The 12,464-nt window shown below is 75.4% G+C and carries 11 protein-coding genes; 1 reads left to right on the top strand and 10 read right to left on the bottom strand.

Features of this window, described 5'->3' with window-relative positions; translation table 11 throughout:
* Positions 1–2: 2 nt before the first annotated feature.
* From ACFC0B_RS17270 to ACFC0B_RS17240, 7 genes are all read right to left on the bottom strand, one after another.
* Positions 3–1,190, bottom strand: coding sequence for a sensor histidine kinase (locus ACFC0B_RS17270; RefSeq protein ID WP_376086648.1), 1,188 nt, complete (start codon positions 1,188–1,190; stop codon positions 3–5).
* Positions 1,191–1,195: 5 nt separating this feature from the next.
* Positions 1,196–3,409, bottom strand: a complete 2,214-nt coding sequence (locus ACFC0B_RS17265; protein WP_376086647.1) for an MMPL family transporter — start codon at positions 3,407–3,409, stop codon at positions 1,196–1,198.
* A 119-nt stretch (positions 3,410–3,528) separates the two neighbouring features.
* Entirely contained in the window at positions 3,529–4,179 is a 651-nt protein-coding gene (locus ACFC0B_RS17260; protein WP_376086646.1) for a dihydrofolate reductase family protein, read from the bottom strand.
* Positions 4,176–5,411 (bottom strand): RNA polymerase sigma factor, encoded by a 1,236-nt coding sequence (locus ACFC0B_RS17255; RefSeq protein ID WP_376086645.1) that lies wholly within the window; start codon positions 5,409–5,411, stop codon positions 4,176–4,178. Before ACFC0B_RS17255 ends, ACFC0B_RS17260 begins: the two co-directional genes overlap by 4 nt.
* A gap of 29 nt (positions 5,412–5,440) precedes the next feature.
* Positions 5,441–5,815: a YciI family protein gene (locus tag ACFC0B_RS17250; RefSeq protein WP_376086644.1), complete on the bottom strand. Its 375-nt coding sequence runs from the start codon at positions 5,813–5,815 to the stop codon at positions 5,441–5,443.
* Positions 5,816–6,080: 265 nt separating this feature from the next.
* Positions 6,081–6,974 (bottom strand): sigma-70 family RNA polymerase sigma factor, encoded by an 894-nt coding sequence (locus tag ACFC0B_RS17245; protein WP_376086643.1) that lies wholly within the window; start codon positions 6,972–6,974, stop codon positions 6,081–6,083.
* A gap of 91 nt (positions 6,975–7,065) precedes the next feature.
* Positions 7,066–7,917, bottom strand: coding sequence for a hypothetical protein (locus tag ACFC0B_RS17240; RefSeq protein ID WP_376086642.1), 852 nt, complete (start codon positions 7,915–7,917; stop codon positions 7,066–7,068).
* A gap of 165 nt (positions 7,918–8,082) precedes the next feature.
* Here ACFC0B_RS17240 and ACFC0B_RS17235 point away from each other — a divergent pair, with 165 nt between their 5' ends.
* Positions 8,083–9,603 carry a PLP-dependent aminotransferase family protein gene (locus ACFC0B_RS17235; RefSeq protein WP_376086641.1) on the top strand — a complete coding sequence of 507 codons (1,521 nt, stop codon included), beginning with the start codon at positions 8,083–8,085 and terminating at the stop codon, positions 9,601–9,603.
* A gap of 60 nt (positions 9,604–9,663) precedes the next feature.
* Here ACFC0B_RS17235 and ACFC0B_RS17230 read toward each other — a convergent pair whose 3' ends face one another.
* The 3 genes from ACFC0B_RS17230 to ACFC0B_RS17220 form a co-directional block, all read right to left on the bottom strand.
* On the bottom strand, positions 9,664–9,864 hold the full coding sequence (locus tag ACFC0B_RS17230; RefSeq protein ID WP_376086640.1) for a DUF6126 family protein: 201 nt from the start codon (positions 9,862–9,864) through the stop codon (positions 9,664–9,666).
* Positions 9,865–9,896: 32 nt separating this feature from the next.
* Complete coding sequence (locus ACFC0B_RS17225) at positions 9,897–10,565, bottom strand: helix-turn-helix domain-containing protein (RefSeq protein WP_376086639.1); 669 nt, start codon at positions 10,563–10,565, stop codon at positions 9,897–9,899.
* 72 nt (positions 10,566–10,637) lie between these two features.
* Positions 10,638–12,371: a pyruvate dehydrogenase gene (locus ACFC0B_RS17220; protein ID WP_376086638.1), complete on the bottom strand. Its 1,734-nt coding sequence runs from the start codon at positions 12,369–12,371 to the stop codon at positions 10,638–10,640.
* Between the last annotated feature and the right edge of the window lie 93 nt (positions 12,372–12,464).

The raw sequence follows: 12,464 nt of genomic DNA, 5'->3' as shown, positions 1-12,464 counted from the left end.
AGTCACCCCTGCCCGTGGGCCGGGACCGCGGCGAGCACGCGGGTACCGTCGCCGGGCGAGCTGGTCACGGTGAGCTCGCCGCCGAGTTCGGCGAGCCGCCGGCGCATGCCGTTGAGCCCGAAGCCGTGCGAGTCCCGCACCACGAACCCCTGCCCGTCGTCGGTGATCTCCAGCTCGATGCCGTAGGGGACCGGGCCGAGGAGGACCGACACCTGGGAGGCGGCCGCGTGCTTGCGGATGTTGGCCAGCGACTCCTGGGTGCAGCGCAGGAGCGCGATCCGGGTCGGCCCGTCGCACGCGACCTCCGCCAGCTCCGCCGCCACGGGGAGCCCGGTGTCCTCGGTGAACCGCTCCAGGGTCCGGCGCAGGGTTCCGGCGATCGAGCCGGGGGCCGGCCCGCTCTGCGGGGCCGAACCCACCAGCACGCGCGCCTCGGCGAGGTTCTCCCTGGCGGTCCGCTCGATCGAGGCCAACTGCTGCGCGGCCCGGCCCGGATCGGCGGCGAGAGCGGACCCGGCCGCCTCCGCCAGCACGATGATCGAGGCGAAGCCCTGCGCGAGGGTGTCGTGGATCTCCCGGGCGAGCCGTTCGCGCTCCTCGGTGGCGCCCTGGAGCCGGTGCGCCTCGGCCAGGCGCAGCCGGGCGGCCTCCAGCTCCGCGCCCAGCCGGCCGGCGCGCTCGTCGCTCTGCTCGACGATCCGGACCACCCCGAGCCCGACGAGCACGCCCGCCAGCCAGCCGATCAGGGTGAAGACGACGTTGCCCGCCGCGAAGTCCTGGGCGTCCCAGGCCTGGTGGCGGACGATGCCGGTCACGGTGGCCGCCGCCGCGGCGGCGCTGAGGGCGATCGCCCGGCGCGGGCTCCCGGCGAGCAGCCAGAACTGGGGCAGGGAGACGATGAACAGCGCCGCGCCGTCGCCCCGGACCAGCGCCAGTGCCCCCATGCCGAGGACGAGCGCGCCCAGGAAGGCCCGCGGCGGCAGCACCGGGCGGTCGGGGCGGGCCGCGGCCCCCGCGTGGCAGAGGGCCAGCGCCGCCGACAGCCCGATCGACCAGTACGTGGTGGCGCCGTCGTCGCCGAGCACGGAGACGACCGGGGGGAGGATCCCCAGGACGACCCACACCACCGTGTACCAACGGCGGAGCGACCGTAACCGGAACCGGTCCTCGGACTGCGGAGGTCGAGTCATGACGGTCAGCCTACGATCGCCCGTCGGAGTCGGAGTCGGAGGCGGAGGCGCGGACGGGGGCCGGGGCGGGGGCGCTTCAGCGGCCACCAGGCCGTGTCGCGGAGCAGCAGCAGGGCCGAGGGCAGCACCATGAGCCGGACGACCACGGCGTCCAGCAGCACGGCCACGGCCAGGCAGAAGCCCATCTGCTTCATCTCGGTGAGGTGCAGGGCGACGAAGGCCCCGAACACCGTCACCATCACGACCGCCGCGCTGGTCACCACCCTGGCCGACCGGCCGATCCCCGCGAGGACCGCCTCGCGGGCCGGCATCCCGGCGCGCACGAACTCCTGGATCCGGCTGACCACGAACACCTGGTAGTCCATCGACAGGCCGAACAGGATCACGAAGAGGAACAGCGGCACCCGGGAGGCGATCGCGCCGAGCGAGTCGAAGGCGAGCAGCCCCTCGGCCCAGGTCCCCTGGAAGACCGCGACCAGCAGGCCCAGCGAGGCCGCGGCGGACAGCAGGTTGAGGACGACGCCGAGCAGCCCGAGGACCGGTGAGCGGAACGCCCAGAGGGTCATCAGGAAGGTGGCCAGCAGCAGGAGGCCGATGACCAGCGGCAGCGTCGAGCGCTCGTGGGCCACGTAGTCGCGGCCCCGGGCCACGTCCCCGCTCACCGCGCTCTCCGCTCCGGCCAACGAGCCGACGGTGGCGGGCAGATGGCTCCGCCGGAGGTGGTCGAGGGAGGCGATCGCCTCGGCGGAGGAGGCGGGGAAGGGGACGGCCAGCTCCAGCACGGTGGTCCGGCCGTCGGCGGAGCCGCGCAGCACCGGTTCGGCGCCGGCGGCGAACAGCGGGTCGGCCTGGGCCCGCCGGCCGAGGTCGGCCAGCGCCCGCCTCACCTCGGCGGCCCGGTCGGGGGCGGCGCGGGTGACGACCTCGTGCCTGGTCAGGAGCTCGGGGAAGGCGTGGGTGAGGCGGTCGTGGACCCGCATCGCGGGGATGTCGCGGGAGAAGGTGTCCTTGCCGGGGTCGACGAGCCTCAGGCCGAGGGCGGGCGCCGCCAGGCCGAGCATGAGGAGGACCGAGAGGCCGAGGGTGAGCGCGGGGTGCCGCTGCGCGGGCCGGAGCAGGGCGCCGACCACCCGGCCCGGGCCGTCCGCGCCGCGGCGTCCGAAGCGGTCCTTCGACGCCCGGCGCCCGGCCCCGCGCTCGGCCCGGCGCTCGGCCCGGCGGCCGATCGTCACCAGCAGGGCGGGCAGCACGGTGAGCGAGCTCGCCACGGCGACCGCCACGACCAGGATCGTGCCCGTCGCCAGCGAGGAGAAGATGACGTCGGAGGCCAGGTAGAGGGTGGCGGTGGAGACGATCACGGCGAGACCGGAGACGACGACGGCCCGCCCCGCGGTGGCGGCCGCCAGCTCCACCAGGGCCTCCGGTGCGAGCCGCCCGCCGCCGCGGACCCGCTCCTCGCGTTCGCGCTCCAGGTGGAAGAGGGTGTAGTCGACGCCCACCGCCAGTCCGATGAGCAGGATCATGTTGGTTCCGACGCCGGCGTCGGGGACGAGGTGCGAGACCAGCATGGACAGGCCCAGGGCGGCGGCGATGGAGGACAGCGCCAGCAGCAGCGGCACGCAGGCCGTCACCACCGAGCCGAAGACGAGCAGCAGCGTCACGAGCGTCACCGGCAGGGTGATGCGCTCGGAGAGCGCGAGGTCCGCCCCGCGCTGCTCGTTGACGCCCTTGCTGACGGAGGGCGAGCCGGTCTCCTCCACGATCAGCCCGGGGTGGGCCGCCTGCGCCTGCGCGGTCTGCTCCAGGAGCGGGACGACGTTCTTCTTTCCTTCGAGCTCGGGACCCTTCAGCACCACGGAGACCCGGACGGCCTCGCCGCCCTGCGACCGGACGGGCTCGGCCACCTCGGCCACCCCGGGCAGCGCCCGCATCCGCGCGGCGACGTCCCGGGCCGCCGCGGCCGCCGCGGCCGCGTCCAGCCTCCCGGAGGCCGAGTGGATGAGGACGTGCTCGACGGGCCTGCGCTCCAGGCCCCCTTCGGCGGCGATCGCCTCGGCACGCCCGGCCTCGCCGACCCGGTAGTCCTCGGTCGTGGCCTCGTCGGTGCCGGCGGCGATGCCGGCGCCGAGGCAGAGGACGACGAAGGCGAACCAGCCGGCGATGGCGGTCCGGGCGTGCCGGGCGCTCCAACGGGCCATCCGCACGGGGAGTTGATTCATACCGGTGATCCTCCGCAACCGGCCCCGCCCCACGACACGCCCGCCCGGTGGAACCTGCCGTCCACCGACCGGTGGACGGCGCGGGACGTCATGGAGTGCCGGGGCCCACGGCATCCGCGCTACTTCCGCCAGAACAGGTGGTGCGTCACCCCGCTCGGGCTCGGCACGACGTCCAGGTGGAAGCGGTCGCGCAGCTCGTCCGGGGACTCCCACAGCTTCAGCCCCGACCCGAGCTCCAGCGGGGAGACCGCCACGTGCAGCGTGTCCACCAGGTCGGCGTCCAGGAACTCCCGGATGGTGGTCACCCCGCCTCCGAGACGCACGTCCTTGCCCTGGGCCGCCTCCTTCGCCTGCGCGAGCACCCCGGCCGGGTCGCCCTCCACGAAGTGGAACGTGGTGTCGGAGAGGGTGATCGAAGGACGCACGTGGTGGGTCAGCACGAACACCGGGGTGCGGAACGGCGGCCGGTCGCCCCACCAGCCCTGCCACTCCAGGTTCTCCCAGGGCCCGCGCTGGGGGCCGAACTTGTTGCGGCCCATGATCTCGGCGCCGATGTTCCGGGGGTAGTCGCGGGTCAGGTGGTCGTCGAGTCCCCGGCTGCCCCCCGGGTCGGTCCGCATCGGCCAGCTGGCCGTCGCGCCGGCCCAGGAGAACAGCCGCTCCGCGTGGTCGAGGCCGAACGGCCGCTCCAGGCTCTGGTCCTCACTGGCGCCGGCGGCGATGCCGTCGGCCGAGACGTTGAAGTTCTGGACCCTCAGAAGCTGAGTCATGCGTTCCTCCAGGTTTCGCCCGCCTCCAGCCGGCGGGCGTGGTCGGTGAGGTGTCGGCGTTCCGGGGCGCTGGTCGCGCGGCGGGCGGCTTCGCGGTAGACGTCCGGCGCCGTCGGGTCGCCGAGGAGTTCCAGGAAATGGGCCCGGGTGGCGAACAGCCGGTGGTGGCGGGCGAACCGCTTGTCCGCCTCCAGCGGGGCGAGTGCCGCCAGCCCGACCTGTGGCCCTTCGACCATCGCCAGCGCCACCGCCCGGTTGAGGGCGATGAACGGGTTGTCGCCGAACCGGACCAGCAGGTCGTAGAGCGCCAGGATCTGCGGCCAGTCCGTCGACTTCGCGTCCGGCGCCTCGTCGTGCACCGCCGCGATCGCCGCCTGGACCTGGTACGGCCCCACCCGGCCGCGCGGCAACGTGCGGCTGATCAGCTCGACGCCCTCCGCGATGAGGGCCGGGTCCCACAGCGAGCGGTCCTGCTCCTCCAGCGTCACCAGTTCGCCGCCCGCCCCCGTTCGTGCCGGACGGCGTGCGTCGGTGAGCAGCATCAGGGCGAGCAGCCCGGCCGTCTCGGCGTCCTCCGGGGCGAGTCGGAGGAGCAGGCGGGCCAGGCGGACCGCCTCGCCGGACAGCGCCGGCGCGGTGAGGTCGTCGCCGTTGCTCGCCGTGTAGCCCTCGTTGAAGATCAGGTAGATCACCTGGCGGACGTCGGCGAGCCGTTCCGGGAGCCGCAGGTCGGGCAGCCCGGCGGCCCGGACGGTCTGCTTCGCCCGGCTGATCCGCTGCGCCATCGTCGCCTCCGGCACCAGGAACGCCGCCGCGATCTGCGCCGTCGTCAGACCGCCGACGGCGCGCAGGGTCAGCGCGATCCGGCTGGGCGCCGACAGGTCCGGGTGGCAGCAGAGGAACAGCAGGTGCAGCGAGTCGTCCCGGCCGGACGCGGGCGCCGCGTCCGGCGGAGGGCTGAGCAGCGCCGACTGCGGCGTGGCGAGGGCGAGCGCGTCCTCGCGACGCCGCCGGGCCACCTCGCTGCGCACGGCGTCGGCCAGCCGCCGCCCGGCGACCGTCACCAGCCAGCCGCGCGGGTTCTCCGGCACCCCCTCGGCCGGCCACTGGGTGGCGGCCGCCAGCAGCGCCTCCTGCACGGCGTCCTCGCAGGCGTCGAACCGCCCCCGCCCGTACCGGCGCACCAGCGCCCCGAGGGCCTGCGGCGCGAGATCGCGCAGCAGACCCTCCACGGCACCGGGTTCCGGCTGCTCGCCGCCGCTCACACGCCCGCCGCGTCGGCGGCCGGGGACTCGTGCAGGATCGGCCACAGTTCCACCGGCTCGACGTCCGCGAACGGCATGTCGGCGGCGATCTGCTGGGCGCGCTCCAGGCTCTCGCAGTCCAGCAGGTAGAAGCTGGCCATGTACTCCTTGGTCTCCAGGTACGGCCCGTCGGTGACCGCCGGGAGCCCGTCCGCGCGCCGCACCAGCTGGGCGGCGGCGGCGTCGGCGAGGCCGTAGGCACCGAACAGCTCTCCGGTCTCGCGGTACTTGGCGTTGAACGCCTCCTGCTTGGCGATCGCGGCCGGCCACTCCTCGGCCGGGAACGAGTCCCACTTGGCCTGGTTGCCGTAGATCATCGCAACGTACTTCATCTCGGGTGTCCTCCCGTCCCGCGCGCCCCTTCCGGCGCGCTCTCACCCCTTGGTCGGAGCGGGGCCGGGGACCTCGACATCCGCCGGAGAGATTTTTCCGGCATCTTTCCGCACGGTGGTGGCGGGGTCGCGGAGGAGGAGGCCGCCCGCGCGCCAGCGCGGCGTCCGGCTCTCCCGGCACCGGCGGCAGCTACGCATGGGCACCGGGGAGCCGCGGCCAGGGCTGCCGCGGCGTCCGCACCCGATCGCGGCGGGCGGTCCGGCGTCAGGCCGCCGACAGGCCGAGGCGCTCCAGGCGCTCCGGGTCGGTGAAGATGTTCAGCTCGACGATCCTGCCGCCGCGCACCGTGAACGCCGCGAGCGAGACCGGGCGGCCGTCGACGAACGTGGCCACCGCGGGCTCGCCGTTGACCAGCACCGGGCGGGACTCCCCGACGAACCGCGCGCCGAAGAGGCTCGCCCCGGCCGCCACCTCGTTCGCACCGCGCCGGAAGGTGGCCGGCCGCAGCGCGCCGCCGTCGGACCGGGCCACCACGTCCGGGTCGAGGACGGTGAGCAGCGCCTCGAAGTCCCCGCCGCGGGCGGCGGCCAGGAACGCCTCCACCACCTCGCGGCGCAGCGCCAGGTCGGCGTCCGGCGCGGGTGCGGCGCCCTGGACGCGGCGGCGGGCCCGGCTGGCGAGCTGGCGGGTGGAGGCGGAGGTGCGGCCGAGGATCGGGGCGATCTCGTCGAACGGCACCGAGAACAGGTCGTGCAGCACGAACGCCAGCCGCTCCGCCGGGGCCAGGGTCTCCAGCACGATCATCAGCGCGATGCCGACCGAGTCGGCGGTCACGATCTCCTGTTCCGGGTCGATGGAGCGGGCCCCGCCGATGACCGGATCGGGCAGCCGGACCTCCCGGCCGTCCTGCTCCTGCAGGGGATCCTCGCGCCGGGCGACGCGTGAGCGCAGCAGGTCCAGGCAGACCCGGCCGACCACGGTGGTCAGCCAGCCGCCCAGGTTGGCGACCTCGCCGACGTCCGACCGGCTCAGTTTGAACCACGTCTCCTGGACGGCGTCCTCGGCCTCGCTGAGCGAGCCGAGCATCCGGTAGGCGACCGCCCGGAGATGGGGCCGGTGCTCCTCGAAGCGCTCGGCCAGGAAGTCTTCCCCGTTCATCTGTCACACCCTCGCGTCGGGATCCGTCCGTTCCTTGACGGACGCCAACCGGTCCGCGTGACACGGACGCGCCGCGCGGTGGAGCCCCGCCTCAGGGGCGGCGGGGTCCGCGGGCGGACGGGGCCGGGCCGCCGGAGGGGCGCGGGCGGGGCGGCCGGGGCGGGCGGGCCGCACCCAGGGCGGCCTGGCGGCGCTGGATCTCCCGCCAGATCCGCGGCGGGCACGGGCCCTGCGGGTGGTCGGAGAGGAAGCTCTCGTACGGCACCCGGCGCGGCACCATCCCGATCTCGACCCAGGACGGCTTGCCGGTGCGGTCCCAGCCCTCGTGCTCCATCCGGAGGTGGTCCTCGCGGTGGTCCTTGTCCTTGCTGGTGATCTGCAGGACCTCCGCGTACCCGGAGCGGGCGCCCACCACCACGCAGTAGTGCCGCGCCGCCTCCGCGCGGTCCCGGAACGGCACCATCGCCACCCACACCTCCCCCGCCGCCGGGCGGGCGACGGTCGCGGTGCGGCGCGTACCGCCGCGGACCGGGCGCGCCGGTGTCCGCACCCTCGGGACCGGGTCGCCGGCCCAGGCGCGGACGCGCGTGCGCCACGCCCAGGCGAGCGCGCCGACCGCGACGCACTGCAGGGCGGCACCGTTCGCGGCGGCCGGATCCTGGCCGCCGAAGACCTCCGGCACGACGTACGCGCCGACCAGGTGGGCGACCACCGACGAGGCGGCGGTCAGCCCGGCCGCCCGCGCGGGCACCACCCACAGTTCGACGCGGCGGGCCCGGCCGGCCTGCCGGTCCAGCAGCAGCGCGACCGCGTACGCGATGCCGACCAGGATCGCCACCTGCCCGGAGGTGGCGTGCTGCGGCGGGGTCTGCGCCTTCAGAAGGGCGGGCATCAGGACCGGCAGGGCGAGCGGGTAGCCCAGGGCCACGAAGAAGAGCAGCATGAAGAAGGCCTTCAGACAGCCCCCGCCACCGGGCCGCTGCCTTCTCCGCGGAACCGCCGAACTCCCGTACCGGTACGCCATGTTCGCCACCCCCACCGCGATCGCGCGTCCGGCGCAATGTATCGGACATCCGGGCCCCGCGGGGGTAGCGGCGATAATCCCGCCATGAGCCGCCCCCGAACCGCCCCCGGCGCCCCCCGGAGCGCCCCGCGCGACGCCCGCGCCGCCGCCTCCTGGACCGCGTTCGGCGGCGATCTGCACCTCGACCTCGGCGAACGGCGCGCCGCCGGGGCCGGGGTGCGCGCGGCCCTGGAGGACGCGCTGCGCGAGGCCGTCCAGGACGGGCGGCTCGCGCCCGGCACCCGGCTGCCGTCCTCCCGGGCGCTCGGCGAGGACCTCGGGATCGCCCGGAACACCGTCGTCGAGGCGTACGGGCAGCTGACCGCCGAGGGCTGGCTCAGCTCCCGGCAGGGCTCGGGGACGACGGTCGCCGACCGCGCCGCGCCCCGGCCCGCCGGACCGGCCGTCGGGGTGCGGGCGGGCCACCGCCCCACCGGGCGGCACGACCTGCTCGCCGGGCGCCCGGACCTCTCGCTGTTCCCGCGCACCGCCTGGCTGGCCAGTGCCCGCCGGGCGCTGGCCGTGGCCCCGCACGAGGCCTTCGACTACGGCTCGCCGTTGGGCCGGATCGAGCTGCGGCGGGCGCTCGCCGACTACCTGGCCCGGGTGCGGGGCGTGCGCACCGACCCGGACCGGCTGCTGGTCTGCGCCGGCTTCGGCCAGGGACTGGCCCTGCTGGCCGCCGCGCTGCGCGAGCGCGGGGCGGGGCGGGTGGCCGTCGAGACGTACGGGCTGCCGCCGCAGCGGGAGACCCTGCGGGCGGCCGGGCTCGGCCTCGCGCCGCTGCCGCTGGACCGCGCCGGGGCGCGGACGGACCTGCTGGCGGAGCTGTCGGGAGAACCGGGGGGAGAACGGGCGGGAGAACGGGTGGGGGCGGTGCTGCTCACCCCGGCGCACCAGTTCCCGACCGGCGCGGCGCTGGCCGCCGACCGCCGGGCGGCCGCCGTCCGCTGGGCCCGCGAGCACGACGGCTACGTGATCGAGGACGACTACGACGGCGAGTTCCGCTACGACCGGCAGCCGCTCGGCGCGATGCAGGCGCTGGCCCCGGACCGGGTGGTGTACGGCGGCACCGCCGCCAAGAGCCTGGCGCCCGGACTGCGGCTGGCCTGGCTGGCGCTGCCCGACGAGCTGGTCGAACCGGTCGCCCGGCTCAAGGAGTCGGCGGACACCATGAGCCCGGTGATCGACCAGCTCACCTTCGCCGAACTGATCACCTCGGGCCGGTACGACCGGCACGTCCGGCGCTGCCGGCTGCACTACCGCCGCCGCCGGGACCAGCTGGTCGCGGCGCTCGCCGACCGGGCCCCGCGGGTACGGGTCACCGGGATCGCCGCCGGGCTGCACGCCGTCCTGGAGCTGCCGCCCGGCTCCCTCCCGGAGCCCGAGCTGACGGACCGCGCCCGAGCCGCGGGCCTGGTCCTCACCGGACTCGGCTGGTACCTGACCGACCGGGCCCTCGCCCCGGACGCCCCGCCGGCCCTGGTCGTCGGCTACGCCACCCCGACCGACCGCGCCTTCCCGGCCGCCCTCGACGCCCTGTGCGAGCTGCTGCGCACGGCCTGAGGCGGCAAGGCCGGAGGCCGCCGGGGGTGGGCCTCGGCGGCCTGGGGCGGGGGATCGGGGCTACTTGTTGCGGCTGCCCAGTTCGAACAGGAGGATGATGAAGCCGGCGAAGAGGTGGCCGCCGGCGGTGTAGATCACCAGGCGGTGGTAGACGCGGCGGTTGGCCCACTTGCCGGCGTCTATGGTCTTCGGGGCGCCCTCCTCGTTGGTGTCCGGGGTGGGCGCGGCGGTCGTGGCGGGGGTGGCGGCGGTCTCGGCCATCGGGGGTGTCCTCCGGTTTTCCTGACGGCGGGTCAGTGGTGCGGGGCGGCGGGGCCGCCACCGAGGCAGAGTTCGCCGCCGGGGCTCTGCAGCAGGGTGTGCATGAAGAGCAGTTCGACTCCGGACGAGGAGTCGGCGGCGATGCAGTGCGGGGTGAGCGAGTCGAAGTGGGCGGAGTCGCCCTCCTCCAGGAGGTGGACGCGTTCGCCGAGGGTCAGCTTCAGCCGGCCCTGGAGGACGTAGAGCCACTCCTCACCGGGGTGGACGCGGACCACGGCGTCCTGCACGCCCGGGGGGACGTGCACGCGCAGCGCCTGCATCGCCCGGCCGGGGGCGCCGGCCCGCCGGTAGCCCCAGCCGCCGGCCCGGCCTGGTTCGATCGCGCCGCCGCGCACCACCGGGTCCGGCTCGGTGACGGTCTCACCGAGCAGGCCGGAGACGGAGGTGCCGTAGGCGCGGGCGAGGCCGAGCAGGACGGGCAGTGAGGGCTGCCGGCGTCCGGTCTCCAGTCGGGACAAGTAGGCTGGGGAGAGACCGACCCGGGCGGCGGCGACCTCCAGCGTGAGGCGGCTGCTCAGCCGGTGGTCGCGCAGCCTGGCGGCGAGGCCGGCCACCTCCTGCGTCTCGTGGTCGCCGCCGGGGGCGACGGGGACGGCGGGGACGAGGGGGACCTCGGGCGGACCGGCTGGGCTGGTGGTCATGTGTCCAGTGGACACCCAGCCTGCCGCATGGGCAATATTTTTGCCTCACGGGCAAGAGTGCGTGTCGGCCCGCTACGGGCGGGGAATGTTCCTGAGGTTGGACCGGGCCAGGTCGATCATCCGGCCGACGCCGCCGGAGAGCACCGTCCGGCCGGCGGCCAGCGCGAAGCCCTTCAGCTGGGCGGCGGTGATGTGCGGCGGGATGGACAGCGCGTTCGGGTCCGTGACCACGTCCACCAGCGCCGGACCGGGCCGTTCCAGCGCCTCGGCCAGCACCTCCCGCACCCGGGCCGGCTCGGTGACCCGCTTGGCCTGGATGCCCATCGCGCGGGCGATCCCGGCGTAGTCGACGTCGCCGTTGTCGATCTCCGACTCCGGGTAGCCGGAGACCAGCATCTCCAGCTTGATCATGCCGAGCGCCCCGTTGTTGAAGACCACCGTCTTCACCGGCAGCCGGTGCCGGGCCACCGTCAGCAGCTCGCCGAGCAGCATCGACAGGCCGCCGTCGCCCGCCATCGCGACCACCTGCCGCCCGGGGAAGGCCAGCTGGGCGCCGATCGCGTGCGGCAGCGCGTTGGCCATCGAGCCGTGCAGGAAGGAGCCGATCACCCGGCGGCGCCCGTTGGGCTGCAGGTAGCGGGCGGCCCAGACGTTGTTCATGCCGGTGTCGACGGTGAACACCGCGTCGTCGGCGGCCACCTCGTCCAGGACCGAGGCCACGTACTCGGGGTGGATCGGCAGGTGCTTCTCGATGTCCCGGGTGTACGCGCCGACCACGCCCTCCAGGGCGCGGTAGTGGCGGCGCAGCATGTCGTCCAGGAAGGAGCGGTCGGACTTCTGCTCCAGCAGCGGCAGTACGGCGCGCAGGGTGGCGGAGACGTCCCCGTGCACCGCGAGGTCGAGGGCGGTGCGGCGGCCCAGCCGGGTGGCGTCGTGGTCGACCTGGACGGTGCGGGCCTGGGGCAGGAAGGAGTCGTACGGGAAGTCGGTGCCGAGCAGCACGACCAGGTCGGCGGCGTGCAGCGCCTCGTGGCAGGCGCCGTAGCCGAGCAGGCCGCTCATGCCCACGTCGTACGGGTTGTCGTACTGGATCCACTCCTTGCCGCGCAGGGAGTGCCCGACCGGCGCGTGCAGGGCGGCCGCGGCCTCCATCACCTCGGCGTGCGCCGAGCGCACGCCCGCGCCGCAGAACAGGGCGACCCGGCGCGCGGCGTTGAGCGCCCGCGCGAGCTCCTGCACCTGGGACCAGGGCGGGGCGGCGACGGCCTGCTCGGTGAGGAAGTGGCTGGTGCCGGTCGGGTTGGCCGCGGAGAGGGCGGCGACGTCGCCGGGGAAGGCCAGCACGGAGACGCCGCGGGCGCCGAGGGCGTGCTGGATCGCGACCCGCAGCAGGCGGGGCAGCTGGCCGGGGGTGGAGAGCATCTCGCACCAGCTGCTGCAGTCGGTGAACACCCGCTCGGGGTGGGTCTCCTGGAAGAAGCCGGTGCCGATCTGGCCGGAGGGGATGTGCGAGGCGAGGGCGAGGACGGGGACGCCGCTGCGCTGGGCGTCGTAGAGGCCCTGGATGAGGTGGGTGTTGCCGGGGCCGCAGGAGCCGGCGCAGACCGCGAGGCGGCCGGTCAGTTCGGCCTCGGCGGCGGCCGCGAAGGCGCCGGCCTCCTCGTTGCGCACGTGCACCCAGCCGATGCCGTCGGCCCGGCGGATCGCGTCCACCACGGGGTTGAGGCTGTCGCCGACCACGCCGTAGACCCGTTCCACCCCGGCCTGCCGGAGCACCGCCACCAGTTGCTCGGCCACGCTCACCATGGGGGATCTCCTGACGCCGGGGACGCGCGACACCAGCACCGTCCGCCGCCGGCGGGTCCCCCGCACCCGGGGTGGGCCGGACGGGTGAGGGGG

Origin of the sequence: Kitasatospora sp. NPDC056184 (assembly GCF_042268405.1) — a bacterium.
Lineage (GTDB): Bacteria > Actinomycetota > Actinomycetes > Streptomycetales > Streptomycetaceae > Kitasatospora.
Note: the sequence above shows the minus strand (reverse complement) of the source record. Positions and strands in the feature narration are given on the sequence as shown.